The sequence below is a fragment of the Peribacillus sp. R9-11 genome (assembly GCF_031345095.1).
GTDB classification, from domain to species: Bacteria; Bacillota; Bacilli; order Bacillales; family DSM-1321; genus Peribacillus; species Peribacillus butanolivorans.
In genome coordinates this window covers 2,982,667-3,003,685 of the sequence record NZ_CP133763.1, presented here as the reverse complement: position 1 = coordinate 3,003,685, position 21,019 = coordinate 2,982,667, and the positions used below count along the sequence as shown (strand labels likewise).

The following is a 21,019-nucleotide window of genomic DNA, read 5'->3' as shown; positions in this document are numbered from 1 at the left end:
GTTAAAACTAGATGCATTACTAAATGTACGAAAACTGAGTAAGGTATGTAATTAAAAGAAGGGAAGTGAGAAGAATGAGTGAATTATTGAAAGCGGATACATTAAAAACGAGTACAAGTTTGAATGACAGATCAAATAAGATAGGTGTAATGGAGAAAGTGAGCTTTGGATTAGGAGATATGGCTTCAAATTTTATTTGGGGCATGACCGCGAGTTATTTACTCTTTTTCTATACCAATGTTTATGGTATTTCAGCAGCTGCAGTTGGCACCTTGTTTTTAATTACAAGAATATGCGATGCCGTTGCTAATCCAGTGATGGGCATTATAGTTGATAGAACTAAAAGTAAACATGGAAAAGCCAGGCCTTATTTGCTTTACCTATCCATACCTCTTGGGGTTCTTAGTGTATTAACCTTTATTACACCAGATTTTTCAGATACCGGGAAACTAATATATGCATATATAACATATTTTTTACTAGGTCTCTGTTATACAGCGGTCAATCTTCCTTATGGTTCAATGCTAACAATGATGACACAGGATAAGCATGAAAGGCAACAATTAGGTAGTTATCGTACGATGGGAATGGGGATGGGTGCTACTATTGTAGCTTTTTGTACCTTGCCATTAGTCAGCCTTTTCGGGAATGGAAATCAGCAGGTGGGGTTCCCAATTGTGATGGCCTTATATTCTATCCTTGGTACAATAATGTTTTTCCTTGTTTTTAAAAACTGTAAAGAACGATTTGCAGAGTATACAGAAATAGGAGATAAAGATGAAACTAGGAAACAAGTAATCAATATGTTTAAAAATAAACCTTGGATATTGCTTACTATTAGTTGTTTAATGCAATACTTAGGACTAGGAGCGGTGTCTGGTATCATTATCTATTATGCAGCGTATGTTCTAAACGTACCTGCAATGGCTACAATTTTATTGGTAGTGGTCAATGGAGGCAACTTCGTCGGTGGCCTAATTGCAAGCCCTATTTTAAAACGATTTGGTAATAGAAATGGAAATCTCATCGCCCTTGCCGGAGCTTTATTATCATTTATTCTTCTAATCTTTCTAGGTGAACAAACTATCCTTTTTACTATTTTGATGCTAATCACCTACATTTTAATGGGAGTGAGTTTTGCAGCGATCTATGCGATGTTGAGTGATACAGTTGATTATCAAGAGTGGAAATTTGGGAAGAAAAGTGAAAGTTTGCTATATTCTTCATATAGCTTCGCTACCTTATTCGGTATTGCGATAGGTTCTGCACTCGTAGGGTATGCATTAGGATGGGCGGGGTATGACCCAAACGCAATTACGGATGGAGCTCGAAACGCCATCTCCATTATACTGTTTACTAGTGGCATTTTATTCACAGCACTTCAGATTCTTCCACTCCTGTTCTATAAGCTAGACAGATACCATGGACAAATTCTTAACGAGTTAAATGATAGAAGACCGTAATGGTGGAGCCTCCAAGCACTTTGTTATGAAAAAAAGATAACTGCTATGAGACAAGTTTAAGAAGGAATTGTCATGTGTGATAGTAGAGCTATTTATCTGAATATATTAAATTATATAAAAAATGTTCTTTACAAAAAATTATTAAAATGTTAGTTTTGTTAGTGAACCGGTCAACAAAGAAAAAAATTGATTCAATATGTTAAGTTGACCGGTCAACAAAAAACTAAATATAACAGGTAATCCTGATAAGAGTGATTCAATTTTGGGGTCTATCGTATAGGTGAACCGGTCAACAAAACGAGAAAAGGAGAAAAATTATGAGCAAATCAATCGATACCGTGAAAAATGAAGTCGAAAAATTGGGTAATGATGCAAGTAGTCGTAAGACATTAACAGGTAGTCAAATTATTGCGAAGGCTTTAAAAAATTATGGAGTTCCTTATGTTGCAGGTATTCCTGGTCACGGAAGCTGGACACTCATGGATGCTTTCCATCAGGAAGGCTGTGAAATTCCCTTTATCCAGATGATGCACGAGCAAAGTGCTGTTCATCTCGCAGACGGATATTACCGTGCTTCTGGAAAACCGATGGCTGCTATGACTTCCGTGGGTCCTGGTGCAGCAAATACGATAATTGGATTAGCCGCAGCCTATGCCGACTCGACAGCCACTCTTCTTCTTACTGGTGGGGTTGGAACCCATATGCGTGGTCACGGATGCATGCAGGAATTAGATCGTTACCACTCTAACGATTTTAATCGCGTCACTGAAGGAGTAACTAAGCGAAATTGGGAAGTCAGCCGAGTTGATGAGCTTCCGTTCATTATGCACCGTGCCTTTAACTCTATGATGAGTGGAAGACCAGGTCCCGTACATGTAGAAGTTCCAATGGACGTACAAGCTGAAAGTGCAGATGTTGAAATTCATGATCTTAAGAAAAGAATGCCGATGGGAAGACTTCGTCCTGACCCAGAGGCAATCGAAGCCGCAGCAAAATTACTGTTGTCCTCTGAACGACCAGTGATTGTTGTCGGAGGTGGCGCCATCACGGCAGAAGCTTCACCTGAATTGCGTCAACTGGCGGAAGTAGTTGGGGCAGCTGTAGTAACAACATGGAATGGAAAAAGTGCTATGCCTGAGGATCACCCTCTATTTGCAGGGGCAATTGGTCATACGGGAACAACTAGCGGCAATTTTCTAGCAGCGAATGCAGACGTAGTCATCTCAGTTGGTTGTCGATTCACGGATAGTTCTTCTTCAAGTTATGTAAAGGGAGTGACGTACTCTTTCCCTCCAGCCAAGCTCATTCACATTGATATTGATCCACAGGAGATTGGAAAGAACTATCCAACAGAAGTGGGAATTGTAGCCGATGCAAAGTTTGCCCTACAGGATCTGTTGGAGATCATAACGCCAGAGCAGGCAGAGGAAATGAATGAACGTCGCGGGAGTTATCATCTTGAGATTGAACAGAAAAAGGAAGAGTGGGAACAAAAGCTTGCTCCGCGCCGAGAGAGTGATAGCTCACCAATGACCCAACAACGTGTATTGGCTGAATTACGTAAAGTACTTCCTCGTGACGGAATTGTGGCTGCAGGTTCAGGGAATTGTGAAAGTGTAATTAAACAAGGATTTCCTTTATATGAGCCACGGACTTATATTCACTCAGGAAGCTGGTCACCAATGGGGTGGGCTGTTCCAGCGTCTCTCGGAGCAAAATTGGCAAAGCCAGATAAAAAAGTTGTATGTGTTGTTGGTGATGGGGATTTTATGCAGTCATTACCTGAGATTGCGGTGGCAGTGATGCACAATATTCCTGTAGTTTTCTTGATTTTAAACAACATGGGTTATATGTCTATTCGCGGTGGCCAGCGCAAACTGACCAATCGGCATATTGGAGCTGAATTTAGTTTGAAAAATGGAGAGCCGTACACACCAAATTTCTCTGAAGTAGCTAAAAATTTCGGACTTAAGTCTTGGAGAACAGAAACGCCAAATGAAGTGGCTAAAGCTCTCGCAGAAGCCTTAGAAACAGATGGACCTACATTAATAGAAGCAATGACTTCAAGGGATGCAGCAGGGCCGTTTACTCCAGGTTGGTGGGACTTCCCAGTGGCGGACTACATGGATAAAGAACGACGAGATGATTACGCGAAGCACCGATCTCTTCAGCAACATCTATAAGCAAAATTTGATTTTTTTGGGAGGGAAATCAAATGAATAGAAAAAAAGCATTGGTATTACATGGCGGATGGAAATGGCATTATCCAACCGAATTGGCTGACTTGACAGTTAATCGTTTGCTTGAGGGGTATGTGGTGGAGTGTACTGATGACTTAAGTATCCTGGAGTCAAATCGCTTACATGAGTTTGATGTAATTATTCCTATCTGGACTGCCGATGAACTCAGTATCATGCAAGAACAGGCGCTGGTTAAAGCTATCGAGCGAGGCGTGGGTCTAGTTGGTTGGCATGCATTAGCCGGGGCATTCGACAGTAGTCATCCCCATAAGTTCTTCAAGATGGTTTTGGGGGGGCATGTTCTCGGACATCCAGGTGATTTTATAGAGTATGAAGTTGATTTTCCAAAGGATGATCCTTTGACGGATGGACTTTCGAGCTTTAAGTTGTTCTCAGAACAGTACTATATGCATACGGATCCCAGTAATGATGTGATTGCAACAACAGTGATGGACGGGGATGAGTTTACTTGGTTGAAAGGCAACCAGATGCCAGTAGCATGGAAGAGACAATGGGGAAAAGGTCGAGTGTTTTATCACACATTGGGACATAGTACCAAGGAGTTTGAAATCCACGAGGTAATGGAACTGACTATACGAGGAATCCGTTGGGCCACGAGGTAAACTAGTTATTTATGATAGAGAATAGGTAATTAATATAAAAATAATACTAAATGCACTTACTTTTTAAAACCAGTCACCTTAAGAACCTATAGAATATTGCAAAACATGAAATAAAAAATATTGATCTTTAAGAGATGAATCTTGATAATTTCGATGATTCATCTCTTAAAGCAAAAGATATATTTAAAATGAACTTCCAATTTTGAATAAAAGTTGTTAAATCGAAAGGAGATAGAATAAGCTATGGCGATTACTTATCTAAAAAGTGCAGAACAGGCGTCTGAATCTGCTAGTCCAGAAATCAGTCAGACAGTTAAACAGATCCTGGAGGATGTAAAAGAACAAGGCATCAAAGCGGTACGAAAATATTCGCAAAAGTTTGATATGTGGAACCCTGAATCGTTCCGTGTCGATGAAGAAATGATTGAGAAGGCAAGACGAGAAACGCCACCTGAATTGCGAGCTAGTATTGATTTTGCCCGTGAACAGGTAGATAACTTTGCTAGACGTCAACGATCCACAATAGGTAGCCTAGAGGTCGAAACTATGCCCGGCGTCACCCTTGGGCATAAGTTAGTCCCTGTAAATGCAGTCGGCTGTTATGTACCAGGTGGAAGATATCCTCTCATCTCATCTGCTATTATGACGATTACAACTGCAAAGGCGGCGGGTGTGTCACGCGTTATCGCATGCGCACCTCCAACCAGAGAAGGGGGCATTCATGCCCCACAACTTTACGCGATGGCAGCTGCTGGTGCGGATGAGATTTACTGCTTTGGCGGAGTTCAAGCACTTGCAGCAATGGCGTATGGTGTGGACGGTATCAAACCTGTAGATATGATCGTAGGCGCAGGCAATGCGTATGTGGCTGAGGCGAAACGACAACTATTCGGCCCGATAGGTATCGATTTACTAGCAGGTCCAACTGAAGCGTTGGTGATTGCTGATGAGAGCGCCGATGCTAGGCTTGTTGCAACTGATTTATTGGGACAAGCTGAACATGGCCCCACGTCCCAGGTGGTATTGGTCACTGATTCGGAATTATTTGCACAGAAGGTTATTGAGGAAGTGGAACAGTGGTTGAAGACCTCTTGGCCTACTGCTGAAGTATCGGAGCAGGCATGGAAAAATCGAGGTGAAATTATTTTATGCGACAACCGGGAAGAAGTACTTCAAGTAGCTGATGAGATCGCCTCTGAACATGTTGAACTTCAGACGAGCGATAATAACTGGTATTTTGATCGACTAACCAACTATGGGTCACTATTTATTGGAGCACGGTCAACGGTTGCATATGGAGATAAAGCGATTGGGACTAACCATGTGTTGCCTACTGACGGCGCAGCTCGTTATACTGGCGGGTTATGGGTTGGAAAATTCCTAAAAACTCTGACGTACCAGAAAGTATCGGAAGAGGGAACAAGAGTAGTGGCTCCACATGTTGCAGCGATTTGTGATGCAGAACGGATGGAGGGTCATGCCATCACTGCACGTCTTCGCCTAGAGTATGAAGACAATTTGCTAAGTAAGAAATGAACTTGATGCAGAAATGTAGGAAGTCAATCTTGGTGTTTTGGTACTATGGACTCCTTCCCCTTCTTGGGGTATAAAAAGTCATTCTTCGGAAATTCACATGCGAGTAGTAGAAATAGATTGATTCCTGTAAGTCAATGGAGGTTTAAATGGAAACTAACATTTTATGTAATATTGACCGGGGAGTAGGTTGGTTAAAACTGAACCGTCCTCAGGCACTCAATGCTCTTACTGCAGAAATGGTAGAGAGTATGAAGACAACTTTAGATACGTGGAGAGCAGATCCAAAAGTGTCGTTAATCTGTATTTCAGGAGAAGGAACAAAAGGTTTGTGTGCTGGAGGAGATATGCGATTCTTCTATAATCAACGGAACGCTAACGTAGAAGTACATGCCCGCCGTTTCTTTACTACGGAATACCGGATGGATCTAATGATACATCAATACCCAAAACCAATTCTTGTTTATATGGATGGTATTGTTATGGGAGGTGGTGTAGGATTATCTGTCGGGGCAAGTGAAAGGATTGTTACAGAAAAAACAAAATGGGCCATGCCTGAAATGAATATCGGTTTCTTCCCTGATGTAGGCGCAAGTTACTTTCTGAATAAAATGCCTGGTCATGTAGGACGTTACCTTGCGCTAACTGGGGCAACTATAAAGTCTGCTGATGTAATTTATGTAGGAGCTGCGAATCGTTATATGGAAAGTACTCGTTGGGAGGAATTCATTTACGAGGTTCAAAATAAAAATTGGAATTTGGACGATGCAAGGAAACAAATTTGTGAGTTACTAGATTCCTTTTGTTCTCATCTAGTAGAAAAATCTCCTCTATCCGCCTTGCAATTAAAAATAGATAAACACTTTGCATATGAAACTTTGGAAGAAATTGTTGCTTCATTGGGTATGGCGGCTGATTCAGGAGACGATTGGGCATCTAAAACAAAATCTACAATCCAATCTAAATCTCCAACTTCATTGAAAGTAACTTTAAGCCAATTACAGAAGGGAAATAATCAGTCACTTACTTCATGTTTTAATATGGAGCTTAAATTAAGTATGAATTTTATGAAGAATCATGATTTCTATGAAGGAGTTCGTTCTGTGTTAGTTGAGAAGGGTCGTAAACCACATTGGAGGCCAAATTCTTTAGCTGATGTAAGTAAAGAGGATATAGAGAGGCATTTTAATCATAATATTAATATTTCAAATTAAAAGGAATCTTCACTATGAAATGTGACTCTTAAAAGTAGAGAGTTAAACAACAACAAGTGGGCTTAAGGAAACAAGAGATGACTTCTGAGTTCATCAGGAGTCTTCTTTTTTAAAGGATGGGAGCACATTGATGTTATGACATTTAATAAAGGAGAATTGAGCATTATTTTGAAAGAAAAAAGATAATGAAAGGAGGAGAATTATGGGAGAATATTCAGAGTTTCGTATGCCTAACTCAGTTATATACGGTCAAAATTCTTTAACTCAGCTTGGGGAACAAGTTGTAGCTCATGGTAATAAAGTACTTTTGATAAGTGATCGTATAATGGAGAAAATAGGTCTTGTAAAAAAATGCGGAAAATATTTAGAAGGTTCAGATGTTTCTTATGTTTCATATTTGGATGTTAACACTGAACCGACGGATTTACATATCAATGAAGCACTTAATCTTTGCTTAAGAGAGCAATGTGATGTCATTGTGGCGGTAGGAGGAGGCAGTTGCATCGACGCTGCCAAAGCTGTAGCAGTAGTAGCAACCAATGGTGGATATATTGGTGATTATATGGGAGAGAATTCTACAATTAAGGAACAACCTATTCCTCTCATTGCAATTCCAACTACGGCTGGAACTGGTTCAGAAGTAACAAACGTAACAGTGATCACCAATACTAAGGAAGATATTAAAATGATGATTAAACATCCATCATTCCTTCCAAATGTAGCTATTGTGGATCCAATTCTTACAATTTCAACACCACCTCCAGTTACCGCCGCAACAGGAATTGATGCACTTTGCCATGCAATTGAAGCTTATATATCACGTTTATCACAACCATTAACAGAAAATTTTGCACTTTCGGCGATAGAAGCTATTTTGAATCATTTAAGAATAGCTTATGAAGACCGAGAGAATTTGGATGCAAGAGAAAAAATGGCAATTGCGTCTATGCAAGCTGGCCTTGCTTTTACTAATGCTTCCGTCACGCTAGTTCATGGGATGTCACGACCAATTGGAGCTTTATTTCACGTGCCACACGGTATTTCAAATGCCATGTTGCTTCCAGCAGTACTCGAATTTACTAAAGAATCTGCCATCGATGCATTAGCAACAATTGGTAGAGTTATATCTCCCGAATTGAAAACTTCGACAAATGAAGAGTTAGCAGATGTGACTATCAATAAGATTAAGCGGCTTTGTTACGATTTGAATATCCCGAATATGAAAAAGTGGGGAATCGATAAAAATAAATTTCAACAAGTAGTTCATAAGATGGCAACTGATGCTATAGCAAGTGGCAGTCCCGCAAATAACCCAAAAGTGCCATCTCACCAAGAAATAGTTGATCTATATTACTACTGTTTTGATTATGATTTTCAGGCCAACAAAAATACAATTAAATCATAAAAGTCTACTAGTTTATTAAAAAGGAGAATACAAAATGTCAACTACAACTAACACAAAAGTAATAAAAAATTATATTGGCGGTGAATGGGTAGCATCATCTACGGCCAAAACGGAATCTGTATATAATCCAGCTACAGGTGAAGTCATTGCTCAAGTACCACTTTCAACAAAAGAAGATGTAGAGCAAGCTGTACAAGCAGCTAACAAAGCCTTTAAAGGATGGTCAAAAACAGCTGTGCCAAAACGTGCGCGTATCCTGTTTAAATACCAACAATTATTAGTAGAAAATTGGGATGAGTTAGCGAAAATAGTCACAATTGAAAATGGGAAAAGCTTTAACGAGGCGTATGGGGAAGTACAACGTGGAATCGAATGTGTTGAATTTGCAGCAGGAGCTCCTACATTAATGATGGGGAAACAGCTTCCTGATATTGCAACAGGCATTGAGTCTGGTATGTATCGCTATCCAATTGGAGTTATTGGTGGTATTACACCTTTTAACTTCCCAATGATGGTGCCGTGTTGGATGTTCCCACTTGCGATTGCTTGTGGTAATACATTTGTATTAAAGCCATCAGAGCGAACACCACTTTTAGCTGCAAGAATAGTAGAATTATTTGAAGAAGCTGGTTTACCAAAAGGCGTACTAAACATCGTCAATGGTGCCCATGAAGTGGTAAATGGCCTTCTTGAACATAAATTAGTTAAAGCTATTTCATTTGTTGGCTCACAGCCAGTAGCTGAGTATGTGTACAAAAAAGGAACAGAGAACTTAAAACGTGTTCAAGCGTTGGCTGGTGCGAAAAATCATTCAATTGTGCTAAATGATGCAGATCTAAATATAGCAACGAAACAAATTATCGGGGCAGCTTTCGGTTCAGCTGGAGAGCGTTGTATGGCGGCATCGATTGTAACTGTGCAAGAAGAAATTGCAGATCAATTGATCGACAGATTAGTAGAAGAAGCGAACAATATTGTGATTGGCAACGGGTTAGAGGAGAATGTATTCTTAGGACCTGTTATTCGTGAAAATCATAAAGAACGTACGCTTAGCTACATTGATTCGGGCGTGAAAGAAGGAGCTCAATTAGTTCGTGATGGCCGTGAAGATGCAGCTGTGAACGGGAAAGGCTACTTTGTTGGGCCAACTATTTTTGATAACGTAACACAAGAAATGAAAATATGGCAAGATGAAATTTTTGCACCAGTGTTATCTATTGTACGTGTCAAAACATTAGAAGAAGCAATTGATGTGGCTAACAATTCTCGATTCGCAAATGGTGCTTGTATTTATACAGATAGTGGTGCAAATGTACGCGAATTCCGTGAAAATATCGAATCTGGCATGCTAGGTGTGAATGTAGGGGTTCCTGCACCAATGGCATTCTTCCCATTCTCTGGTTGGAAAGACTCTTTCTATGGGGATCTGCATGCCAATGGTACAGATGGCGTTGAATTCTTCACAAGAAAAAAAATGGTCACAGCCCGTTACTAGAAAGATAGTTAGGAAGAAGAGTGAGTAAGAAAAAACAATCCCTAAAATACAGTTTATGTCTTCCTTTAACTTACTAGCTTAAGAATCCACTCTCTGTTTTCAAATTTTCATGTTGCTTAATTTAATGTAGGATTTCTAAAATTGGAGGGGGAATGGTAATATGACTCACAATCTAAATGGGAAAATTGCATTAGTTACAGGCGGTTCAAGAGGAATTGGAAGACATATAAGTGCAACTTTAGCCGATTCAGGTGCAACAGTTATTGTCAACTATGCAACTAACCAAGAAGCAGCACAACAAAGCGTTGATTTCATACTATCTACTGGAGGAAAAGCTCTATTAGTCAAAGGGGACGTGACAGATGAGGAATCAGTAAAACACCTTGTAAAACAATCTGAGGAAAAAGTCGGTGAAAGCATTGGTATTTTAATTAATAATGCCACTGGCCCCCAACCTGAGTTATCTATTGAAGAAAGTACATGGGACGATTATTTAGATCAACTTAATTTCTTCGTAAAAGCACCTTTATTATTAACAAAAGCTATTTTACCTGGAATGAAGAAAAAAAACGAAGGTCGAATTATTAATATCGGAAGCGAAGTTATTCAGATGGGAAATCCAAATTTTTCAAACTACGTAACAGCAAAGTCTTCCCAAATTGGAATGACACGTTCCTGGGCAAGTGAATTAGGACCTTTTGGCATTACGGTCAATTTAATAAATCCAGGTTTTATCCCAGTAGAAAGACACGAGGGAATAGATACGAGTGAATATAAAAAAGGCGTTCCTCTTTGTAAAATGGGTGAGCCCCGAGATATTGGAAATGCTGTTGTATTTTTGGCATCCAATGAAGCAAAATTTATTACGGGACAATGTTTATCAGTTAATGGTGGAAATACTTTTGGCATATAGATGTTGTACTTTCAGAAGGGCATATGATTGATTGGTATTTAAGCAAATCAAGAAATAAACATGCAGCCAAGCGCTTTATTAAGAAAGCCTTGGCTTTTTCGCACGTGTCTAAACCTCTCGTGTAAACAGTAGATGAGAACACTGCTTACCCTATAGCACTTCAAGAGTTAAAAAAGGGAAACATAATCTGAAGGCATACAACTAAGGCAATTTTTTAGATATCTCAATAATAGAGTGGAACAAAATCAAGTCGATAACCCATGGAAATCAGGAGAGATTACAGCCGTTAAAGCCATAACGAATTTAGGCCTTAAAAAGACGACTTTTTTAAGTTGGTTAAAAAATACGAAAGAGATATTAAAAATAACCTTATATAATAGAAGAAACTCGTCAAAAAAATGGCGAAACAGTTAGGGTTATCGGTTCAAGTAGCAACACAAGCAGAACTTACAAAGGGAGACGCGAAAAAAGCAGTGGATGCTTTGTTTGAAACGATCGCCAATACGCACGCTAAAGAGGAAAAAATCCAAGTAGTTGGATTTGGCACATTTGATGTGCGCGAGCGAGCAGCTAGAACGGGTAGAAACCCACAAACAGGAGAAGAAATACAAATTGCGGCTTCCAAAGTTCCTGCTTTTAAACCAGGTAAGGAATTAAAAGAGGCTGTTAAATAAAATTAATAGTTGTTTAGTGTAAAAATACTCTGGGGATGAGATATTCTCCAGAGTATTTTTTTCTTTATGAAAAGTTAGGGTTTTTACTTTCGCATCGGTTTTCACATAGGTTAATTGCTATGGTTCTTGACGTCAACAATATTAAAAAAGTTGAGCGTAATTTCCGAATCCAATTCATCTTGAATGAAGATTTTCTTTTCGTAGGGATCTAATTTTGTAACCGATCCGATCCTTGAAGAAAAGTAGCCATCTTTCCATGTAGTAATGTTTAAAAGTGTTTTTTCCTCTAGGCTTTCTGATAACAGCATTTCAAAGTGTGGATTTTGAATTAAGTCTGATCGTTTATAATAAAGTTTGATCAAAAGTCCTGTTGTGAAGCAGGATTTTTTTATTAAACAAAGGGCCAGATTGTTGAGGAACGTTTTCAATGCAGAGGCTTGAGAATAAAAGGAATATATAAGTTTATATAGAACTTTATACTAATAATAGAATGGTTGAAGGAGTAGCTTAAAATGCCTGTTAACACAGAAAAGATGGCTAAGGGTAAAACCGGTGAGCAAAAACAACAATTCGTTCAATAAATATTACCGTACTACAAATAACTATTCACTAAAAGATGTTTATAATTTCATTCTCCGTGACTTCTATTCTGATCGCTATAAAGAAAATGGATGAAGAATACTTACTAATATGATGAAGCAATGGAATCACTCCTTTATTTTTTTGAAAATAAAAAAACCGCAGATTTTACTTTGCGGTTCCTCTTCTCCAGTAATACCTATGCCACCTATTGTGTGACATCAGATAATTCGAACAACATTACCTTTTTCACAAATTTGCAATTATTTATATCACATACGTATATATTTATCTATAAAATAAAAAGAAAAACTAGATGTAAAATCATTTCTATCAGAAATCAGATTGATAAATACCTTCCTTCTCCAAAATGGAAAGTGCTATCTTTGCAGTAGAACTTCCACCTGCTTGCTTTTCACCTTGAATATGAAAGGCAAAGAAAAAAGTATTATCTACAGTTTCTACATATCCCACAAACCAACCATCAATATTTTCCCCGTTTACAACTGCGGTTCCCGTTTTTCCAGATAACAAATTACCATTTGATTCTTCTAAAAGTAAGGAGTCTTTCACAGTTTGAATATTAGATTGTTCAAAAGCGAATTCATTATCATAAAACTTTTTCAAAATATCTACCTGTTCAACAGGAGAAATTTTTAGAGAGGCATCTAGCCAATAATTAGTTATATTGCCAGATAAATCGCCATTTCCATAATTTATCTGTTCAAAATAATTCTGCAATTTCTTTTTGCCCATCTGTTGATCAAGTTTTTGAAAATACCATGTGGAGGAGCTTTCCATAGCTGAGAATAAATCTTGATCTTGATTCCATTCCTCATATGGATATAGGGTTCCATCCCAATTCATTTGAGAATTGTCCCTTGTAATAATCCCAGATTCTAGCGCAAACAATGCACTGAATATCTTATAAGTGGAAGTAGGTTGGAATCTAGTAGTGCTTTCTTTCTTATTGTATATAGTATACTGTTTCATTTTGGAATCATACAGTACCGCACTCCCTGAAAGTTCATCAAAAAAGCTACTGTAATCTTTGTACACTACATTGGTATGAGAAAAAGGATGTGTTTCTTTGTTCACAGCCGCCAATGCAGATATCGAAGGAATACTAATCAAAATGATCGCAAGAAGAATGATGAATACTAGATTACTTTTCATTTTTAGCAGATGTGATTCTACTTGAAAATTTCCGATTGTAACAATACGCCTTTTTACTTGTTTGTATGAGCTACTGATTTCCGAAGCAGCTAACAGTGATGATGTTCGTTGCGAAAGAGAAGCAAATTTTAAAATAACCTCACCATATTTGAGATGTGATTCCTTATCTAGCGTTTTTAAAACTGCATAATCGCAAGAAATCTCCATCTCTGTTTTCATTTCCCTTAAGAAATACCATACGAGAGGATTAAACCAATAAACAGTTCTGGCCAGACACATGAAATAGTTTACTAGCATATCTCTACGTTTACAATGGTATAACTCGTGAAGCAATACACATTTCATCTCGTCAATAGAAAGCCTTGAAATATCTTTTGGTATGACAATATATGGATTGATAATCCCGAAGGTAATGGGTGATTTTATCAATGAGGAATATCCTAAGACAACCTTTTTATGAAAATGTATTTCCTCTTTACATGTATAAAAAAGCGCTGATAACTCTTTGTTTTCAACTACTTGTAGGCTTTTTTTTATTTTGCCAATTCTTAGATTGCTATATAAAGTAGCCATAAGCATAACAATCATTCCTAATATCCACACTATGAAAAAGACAGAATCCATCATTCTGAAAGACGATTGCTCAATTGACATAGAAAAATCTTGTAGCCAATTTGCATTTTGAACAATTGTTTCTTTCGTTTTACCTGTAGAATGGATATCAGATAATTTTGAATTACTTCCCAAGTTTATCATCCAGTCAAAAAAAGAGTTTATTTTTAGAAAATGAAAGGGGATAAAGGGAGCAATCAATGTCAAAAGAGAAATGACACTGATATGATATTGGGTGTTTACAGTTATTTGAATCTTTAATATTTTTTTTATGAATATGATCATGCAAAAAATCACAGACAATATAATATTACTGATGAAAAAGAGAGAAAAGAAAGAGCTGCCCATATTATTCCTTCTTTCTGTTCTTACGTTCTTCTAAAATTTGATACAACTCATTAATTTCATCATCTGACAGCTTATCTTTTTCCAAAAAGTTTAATACCATAGAATTAAGAGTACCATTATAAAAACGATTCAAAAAACTACGACTCTCAATTTCTAAATAATCACTTTCAGCTACATTTGGTGTATAAACAAATACACGACTTTCCTTATAATGATTCAGTGCTCCTTTTTTTATTAGCCGTAACAACATTGTTTGAATTGTTTTAGGGCTCCATTTACTAGTTTTGGATAACTTTTCAATAACCTCATTGGTATTGATATTAGGGTGTTTCCAGATTATTTTCATAACTTCTAATTCTGCTTCTGAAATTTGAGGTAATTTTTTCATATAAACCATCCTTAAACTTACGATTGTAATAATTTAATTATATTGTTCATATTTTAAGAAGTCAATGAAACGATAGGATAAAGAAAAAACATTGATCTTAAATATTACATACGTAATATTTAAGATCTACATTTCTGTAAATTAAATGAAAAAAAGATAGGAGAAACTTGTTTTTTTCTTTTTCAACATTGTAACACCTACTTTTATTTATTCTTCATGCTACCTATCAACATTCTTATTTTAAAAAGATTCTTGTATACTACTCTTTACCTTAAAACTTACGACTGTAATATTTTGTTTTTTATATAGCTATCACTTTAAGAATAAAAGTATTGACTCCAAATCCTACATATGTAATACTTTCAAAAACTACATATGTAATATTTTCATAAGTGGTAAACAGGGGATATAGATGATGGTAATAGCTCTTTTTCTTGGTATTTCTGGAATAACAGTAGACAACTATTTTCCGGCAAAATGGAATGTGAGGGGGAAATTTAGCAAGATAGAGTGGAGAAACTAATGTGAAAGAAAAGATACAACACCTTAAATAATGTCGAAATAGTAAACAACCTCTCAAAAACTTAACAAAGTCAGCGCATTTAGTAGACAAAGATAATAAATTATCATTTAAAAAATTCATGGAATGGAAAGAGTTTAACAAGTTGTTTTTATAGGAGGTAACGTAGTGAAAAAGACTAAACCGTTTATGGTACTGTTTATGATGATTTTTTGCTACATATTTATATCTGGATGCTCAAAAGAGAGTAAACAAAAAGAGAGGTTTGAGAGCTTTTCTCAAATGTTATCGAAACAAGATTATGGTAGGCTGATTGCTTTATTATCTTCAGTAAATGAAAAACTGCAAATCAGGCCTATTTGAGGAAGAGGGATGAACAATGAAGAAAGTAACAATATTGGTGCTGGTTGTAGCATTGGCGGCTGGGGGCCTGCTTCTGTGGCATTTCCTTAAAGCGAATCAGGCAACCCCGGAAGAAGTTTTTAATGAATATGTGAGACAATTTTCTGAACAAAACTACGAGGAAATGCTGAAACTTATTTCTGAAGGGGAATTGGAAACCTACGATTATACGAAAAAGAGTTTTACAGATAAATATGATGCGATTTTTTCAGGCATTGAGGCTTCTTCAATCGACGTTTTATCCAAGGAGCTGCTTTACGAAGAGGATAATGAAACGTATGAAGGACGCTTCAAGGTGAAAATTCATACATTTCTTGGAGAGGTGACAGCGTCCTATCAAACCTTTTTTATAGAAGAGAAGACGGATGACGGGAAGGCATGGAAGGTGAAATGGAATCCTGATTTGATCTTCGCTGGGATGGAGAAAGGAGATAAAGTCAGCGTGCAATCCTTTTTGCCGCATCGGGGCGAAATCCTTGACCGTAATGGAAATCCGCTCGCACTGGATAAAGATGTGTATGAAATGGGGATCATCCCAGGGAAGCTTGGAGAGTCCAAGGAAGCTGGAATAAAGAAGCTAAGCGCTTATTTCAAGATTCCGGAAGAAAGCTTTCAAAAGGCGCTTGATCAAAAATGGGTGACCGAAGATATCTTCGTCCCGATTGCTGCCATGCCTGCAGAGTTTCAGCCGGAAAGTATCGATGAGGATCTACCTGGAGTATTTTTCCAAATGAAAAGGATAAGGTATTATCCCGAAAAAGAAAGCAGTGCCCATCTGATTGGCTATGTGAAGCAAGTAACGAGTGAAGACCTCGAAAAGGACGCCGACCATGAATACACGTCAGGTGATTACATCGGTAAGTCCGGACTGGAACAAGTGTATGAGAAGCAGTTGAGAGGAAAGAAGGGCGGCATCATTCAAATAAAGAACGAGGAAGGCAAACAGAAAAGCACTCTTAAAAAAGTGGCTGCCATCAATGGTAAAAACATAAATCTGACGATCGATGCTGCATTGCAGAGTAACATGTATGAAGCGATGAAGCAAGATGCCGGCGCGGTGTCAGCGATACATCCGGTGACCGGGGAAATATTAGCGCTCGTCAGCTATCCATCCTTCGATCCGAATTTAATGGTGAGCGGGATGACAGAGGAGCAGTGGAAAGCATACAGTGAAAACCCAAAGCTTCCATTCTTGAACCGTTTCTCCAGCCTGTATGCACCAGGGTCGACCTTCAAGGCAATTACTGCCGCCTCCGGACTCACCGTCGGAACGACATTCCCGGAGAAGAAACGGGAAATATCCGGCTTGCAGTGGAAGAAGGACAACAGCTGGGGAGGCTATTTTGTCACCCGCGTAAAGGAAGCAAGTCCGGTGGACATGGTTGATGCACTGGTCTATTCCGATAATATCTATTTCGCTCAGGAAGCCCTGGAAATGGGAGCTGCCAATTTTGAGAAGAATGCTATGGCATTTGGGTTCCAGGAGGATTTCCAGCTGCCGATTTATTTGAAAAAGAGCCAGCTGTCCAATGATGGGATCGAGAATGAAGTCTTGCTCGCTGATTCTGCCTATGGACAGGGTGAAGTTCTGATGTCAATGGTCCATTTAGGGACTGCGTTTACACCGTTTGTGAATGGCGGAAATATGGTGATGCCTGTTTTGATAGCGGATGAAAAGGAGCCTATCCGCAAATCCGTCATTTCCAGTGAGGTTGCTTCAACCGTCCAAAAGGCATTGATTCAGGTAGTGGAGCGTGATACTGGGACTGCCCATAATCTTAAGACGGCAAAAGAGGTACTAGCTGCAAAGACGGGGACAGCTGAGCTGAAGAGCAAGAAAGGCGAAGACGGGATGGAGAATGGCTTTGTCGTCGTGTTTGATACAAAGAGTCCATCTATCTTGCTTACAGCCATTGTGGAGGATGTAAAAAATCGCGGGGGGAGCCATTATGTGACCGCGAAAATAAAACCTGTGCTGGATCAGTATTTAGCTGAGAATGAATAAAGGAATACATCTGTCAGTGGGATTTTTTCATCAGCTGATGGTTAGTTGGTACTAAATAAAAAGGAGTTGTGTAAGGTGAGTAAGTGGAGAGACAGAATGAGCTCCATCCGTGTTCTACTGGTGATTATCAGTAGTGTGATATACACTATTTTTCCTCAGCCTCTTACACTCAGTTTATTCTGCATCGTCGGCATAGCTTGTGTCAGTCTGACGACGCTAAACGAAAAAAATAGGAAAAAAGCGAGGGGACAGGACGTTGGTGGAGAGGAAGAAGACTAAAAAAAAGCGGACGAAATCGGCCATGCTGAATATTATCTTGACAGTTGTGTTTGTATTGTTTACCGTTCTGGTTTTCAGACTGGCCTTTGTACAGCTCAATGAAGGGGAAATGTACGAGAAGAAACTGAATAGCACCAATGTGAAGGAAGTGAGATATCACCTACCACGAGGAAAAATATACGACAGGAACAATCAAGTGATTGTCGATAATGAAGCGTCAAACATTATTGTCTATACTAAAAAGGGAAATGAAACAGACCAGGAACTGCTGGAAGTTGCTACGAAACTCTCCGCGTATATATCGATCAAAACAGACAAGATTACAGAACGAGACATGAAGGACTACTGGATCGTGACCCGTCCTAAGAAAGCACTTAAGAAGCTGACAGACAAGGAACTGCAGAACCAAGAGCTGACAAATATGGAACGTTATCAGAGGCAGCTGGACCGGATTGGTGAATCCGATTTAAAAGAAATCGGAAATGGTGAAAAGAAGGTTCTCGCCATTTTAAGAGAAATGAAGAAAGGCTATGCCTATAGCCCTCAGCCAATCAAGGTCGAACATGTAACAAATCAGGAATTAGCACGAGTGAGTGAGGCACTGAATGAAATTCCTGGAGTGGATATTTTGACCGATTGGGAAAGGACTTATCGGTATGGGGAATTATTCCGTTCCGTATTGGGAAGCACGACATCCCGGGAGGAAGGAATTCCGAAGGAGAAGCTGGACGGTTACTTATCAAAGGGTTACAGCAGGAATGACCGGGTAGGAAAAAGCCAGTTGGAATACCAATATGAAGATGTCCTCAGGGGCAGGAAGTCCGTGACAGAAATTGAAACGGATAGAAAAGGAAACGTTGTTAGAACCCATGAGGTCTCCGCCGGTGAGCCGGGTAAGGATCTTATGCTGACCATTGATATAGGTTTACAGGAGAAGGTGGAAGAGATACTTACTGCTGAACTGATTAATGCCAAGAGGAACGGAGGTGGGGCATTCCTAAATAAGGCCTTTGTAGTCATGATGAATCCTGTAACGGGAGAAGTTCTGGCTATGGCTGGGAAACAGATTGAAGAAGTCAACGACAAGTGGGTAGCGACCGATTATGCCCTTGGCACTGTCAATTCATCTTTTGAAATGGGATCATCCGTTAAGGGGGCGACAGTACTTTCCGGGTATGAGAGTGGGGCCATCCAGCCGGGCCAGTCTTTCCTGGATGAGCCAATCTATATGCTGAGTACCCCAGTCAAGAAGTCAGTACGAACGATGGGGATGGTCAATGACCTGACTGCATTGAAGCAATCCTCCAATGTCTATATGTTTAAGACGGCTATGAGTATGCTTGGGAAGACCTATTATAGAAACATGAAGCTGCCGCTAGATTCGAATGCCTTTGAAACGTTTCGCTATTATTTCAATCAATTCGGACTAGGGGTAAAGACAGGAATCGATCTCCCGAATGAAGCGAGCGGATATCGCGGCCAAGGCGGCTCCCCAGGCTATTTGCTAGATTTCACGATCGGCCAATATGATACTTACACTCCCATTCAACTGACTCAATACATATCGACAATTGCTAATGGAGGATATAGGGTGCAGCCTCACCTTCTTAAGGAGATCCGCGAGCCGCAAATGGAAGACCAAGATCCGGTCATTTTCCAAAGCTTCTCTCCTGTTTATCTGAATCGCATCGACATGGATAAGCAAAAGGTTGAACGTGTGCAAGAGGGATTCCGCAAGGTGTTTCACGAACAAGGCGGAAGCGCTGCCTCCCACTTCAATAAACAGCCATACAAAAGCTACAAAATAGCCGGTAAAACGGGGACAGCACAATCCTTTTACTATGATCCTGAATTACGAAAGACATATACAGATAAACCGACGAACAACCTAACACTGGTTGGGTATGCTCCCTACGACAATCCTGAAGTCGCTTTTTCAGTAGTCGTCCCAAATGCCAGGACAAACTCCCATCCAATTAGCCAGAAGATTGGACAGGGAATCATGGAAGCATTTTTCGAAGATGATGATCAAGATCAGCACGAATGATGAGTATATGGATAGGTAGGCTGAAAGGGCAGCTACTTTTGTGTCTTTTTATTGCTTGAAATTTTCAGGGAGTTCAATTGTATAATGAACATTTCAGTTTTCTATGTTTATGAGATGATTAAATTAAGTGAGGGAAATCGAATATGAGAAAACGAAAGAATTTATCATTTCTTTTAGCACTTATTGGTGCAGTTGTTCTATTAATTACAAGTGTGCAACTACCAAGTGAAGCGAATGCTTCCAAGGGCAAGCTGAATCATAAGAAGTTCGAGGTCGATGAATTTTTTACGAACCATGACGGAACGTTCATATTACGTGATATGAAAAGAGAAAAAACATTAGTCTATAACAATGAACGCGCGAATCAACGATTTGCACCGCAATCGACTTTTAAAGTGCCAAATTCACTCATTGGGTTACAGGTAGGAGCTGTAGAAGATGAATACGACATTAAATATTGGGATGGTGTTGAGCGAGAAATCGAGGTCTGGAACCAAGATCACACGCTTGGGTCTGCTATGAGAAACTCTGTCGTTTGGTATTATCAAGCCATGGCTCGTGACATTGGAGAAAATCGAATGGAGGAATGGGTTCAAAACATTTCTTATGGTAACCAAGATATTAGTGGAGGAATTGATCAGTTTTGGTTAAGTAGTTCACTCAAAATTTCTCCAATAGAACAAGTTGATTTTATGGAATCATTGTATAAAGAGAAGCTTCCATTTGATAAGGATGTATTGAAAACCGTTAAACGGATGATGATCCAGAAGGAAGGAAATAACTATACTCTTTACGGAAAAACAGGTCAAGGGTCAGGCATAGGGTGGTTTGTCGGTTTTATAGAAACGGACAATCGGGCGTATAGCTTTGCTACGAATATTGCTGGAACAAGTACAGACGCTAAAAACATTACAATAGACATTTTAAAGAAATATTATTTAATGGCAGAGTAAGGGCAGGAAATTTAATTATTAACATAATTTAAATATATAAGATAGGACCTGCACTATTGTGGAACAACATAAGTAGGAAATGATCAAACTTTTTTATAAAAACTAAGCTGCTGAAAATGAAGCCATTTTGATCAATCTTTAGTCAAAGTG

General features: G+C 38.9%; 17 protein-coding genes and 1 pseudogene. 15 read left to right on the top strand and 3 right to left on the bottom strand.

What is annotated here, in order from left to right; translation table 11 throughout:
• Positions 1–74 precede the first annotated feature (74 nt).
• The 10 genes and pseudogenes from RE409_RS14615 to RE409_RS14570 all read left to right on the top strand — a co-directional run bounded on the left by RE409_RS14615 (position 75) and on the right by RE409_RS14570 (position 11,560).
• Positions 75–1,463, top strand: coding sequence for an MFS transporter (locus RE409_RS14615; protein WP_201184905.1), 1,389 nt, complete (start codon positions 75–77; stop codon positions 1,461–1,463).
• A gap of 317 nt (positions 1,464–1,780) precedes the next feature.
• Positions 1,781–3,646, top strand: a complete 1,866-nt coding sequence (locus tag RE409_RS14610; RefSeq protein WP_201224375.1) for a thiamine pyrophosphate-binding protein — start codon at positions 1,781–1,783, stop codon at positions 3,644–3,646.
• Between the two features lie 32 nt (positions 3,647–3,678).
• Positions 3,679–4,326 (top strand): ThuA domain-containing protein, encoded by a 648-nt coding sequence (locus tag RE409_RS14605; protein ID WP_309557726.1) that lies wholly within the window; start codon positions 3,679–3,681, stop codon positions 4,324–4,326.
• A 243-nt stretch (positions 4,327–4,569) separates the two neighbouring features.
• On the top strand, positions 4,570–5,862 hold the full coding sequence (hisD, locus tag RE409_RS14600) for a histidinol dehydrogenase (RefSeq protein WP_309557725.1): 1,293 nt from the start codon (positions 4,570–4,572) through the stop codon (positions 5,860–5,862).
• A gap of 146 nt (positions 5,863–6,008) precedes the next feature.
• Entirely contained in the window at positions 6,009–7,073 is a 1,065-nt protein-coding gene (locus tag RE409_RS14595; RefSeq protein ID WP_309557724.1) for an enoyl-CoA hydratase/isomerase family protein, read from the top strand.
• A gap of 202 nt (positions 7,074–7,275) precedes the next feature.
• Positions 7,276–8,478 carry an iron-containing alcohol dehydrogenase gene (locus tag RE409_RS14590; protein WP_201224383.1) on the top strand — a complete coding sequence of 401 codons (1,203 nt, stop codon included), beginning with the start codon at positions 7,276–7,278 and terminating at the stop codon, positions 8,476–8,478.
• A 34-nt stretch (positions 8,479–8,512) separates the two neighbouring features.
• On the top strand, positions 8,513–9,973 hold the full coding sequence (locus tag RE409_RS14585) for a CoA-acylating methylmalonate-semialdehyde dehydrogenase (protein WP_201224385.1): 1,461 nt from the start codon (positions 8,513–8,515) through the stop codon (positions 9,971–9,973).
• Between the two features lie 160 nt (positions 9,974–10,133).
• Positions 10,134–10,886 carry an SDR family NAD(P)-dependent oxidoreductase gene (locus RE409_RS14580; RefSeq protein WP_309557723.1) on the top strand — a complete coding sequence of 251 codons (753 nt, stop codon included), beginning with the start codon at positions 10,134–10,136 and terminating at the stop codon, positions 10,884–10,886.
• A gap of 5 nt (positions 10,887–10,891) precedes the next feature.
• A pseudogene (locus RE409_RS14575) lies at positions 10,892–11,132 on the top strand (DDE-type integrase/transposase/recombinase); the annotation flags it as partial.
• Positions 11,133–11,284: 152 nt separating this feature from the next.
• The gene (locus RE409_RS14570) at positions 11,285–11,560 is read left to right on the top strand and encodes an HU family DNA-binding protein (protein ID WP_309557722.1); all 276 of its coding nucleotides are present in this window, start codon (positions 11,285–11,287) and stop codon (positions 11,558–11,560) included.
• Between the two features lie 110 nt (positions 11,561–11,670).
• Here the strand turns inward: RE409_RS14570 and RE409_RS14565 are convergent, their stop codons facing one another.
• From RE409_RS14565 to RE409_RS14555, 3 genes are all read right to left on the bottom strand, one after another.
• Positions 11,671–11,868 (bottom strand): YolD-like family protein, encoded by a 198-nt coding sequence (locus tag RE409_RS14565; protein WP_201253570.1) that lies wholly within the window; start codon positions 11,866–11,868, stop codon positions 11,671–11,673.
• Positions 11,869–12,472: 604 nt separating this feature from the next.
• Positions 12,473–14,275, bottom strand: coding sequence for a BlaR1 family beta-lactam sensor/signal transducer (locus tag RE409_RS14560; RefSeq protein WP_201253569.1), 1,803 nt, complete (start codon positions 14,273–14,275; stop codon positions 12,473–12,475).
• Between the two features lies 1 nt (position 14,276).
• Entirely contained in the window at positions 14,277–14,663 is a 387-nt protein-coding gene (locus RE409_RS14555; protein WP_201184882.1) for a BlaI/MecI/CopY family transcriptional regulator, read from the bottom strand.
• Positions 14,664–15,351: 688 nt separating this feature from the next.
• Between RE409_RS14555 and RE409_RS14550 the strand changes: the two genes are divergently transcribed.
• The 5 genes from RE409_RS14550 to blaOXA all read left to right on the top strand — a co-directional run bounded on the left by RE409_RS14550 (position 15,352) and on the right by blaOXA (position 20,869).
• Positions 15,352–15,546, top strand: a complete 195-nt coding sequence (locus RE409_RS14550) for a hypothetical protein (RefSeq protein ID WP_201224391.1) — start codon at positions 15,352–15,354, stop codon at positions 15,544–15,546.
• Between the two features lie 52 nt (positions 15,547–15,598).
• On the top strand, positions 15,599–17,590 hold the full coding sequence (locus RE409_RS14545; RefSeq protein WP_201224393.1) for a penicillin-binding protein PBP4(5): 1,992 nt from the start codon (positions 15,599–15,601) through the stop codon (positions 17,588–17,590).
• Between the two features lie 75 nt (positions 17,591–17,665).
• Complete coding sequence (locus RE409_RS14540) at positions 17,666–17,869, top strand: hypothetical protein (protein ID WP_201224395.1); 204 nt, start codon at positions 17,666–17,668, stop codon at positions 17,867–17,869.
• The gene (locus RE409_RS14535) at positions 17,850–19,916 is read left to right on the top strand and encodes a penicillin-binding transpeptidase domain-containing protein (RefSeq protein ID WP_309559276.1); all 2,067 of its coding nucleotides are present in this window, start codon (positions 17,850–17,852) and stop codon (positions 19,914–19,916) included. The genes RE409_RS14540 and RE409_RS14535 overlap by 20 nt, the downstream gene beginning before the upstream one ends.
• Positions 19,917–20,059: 143 nt before the next feature.
• The gene (blaOXA, locus tag RE409_RS14530; protein ID WP_201249417.1) at positions 20,060–20,869 is read left to right on the top strand and encodes a class D beta-lactamase; all 810 of its coding nucleotides are present in this window, start codon (positions 20,060–20,062) and stop codon (positions 20,867–20,869) included.
• Positions 20,870–21,019 lie beyond the last annotated feature (150 nt).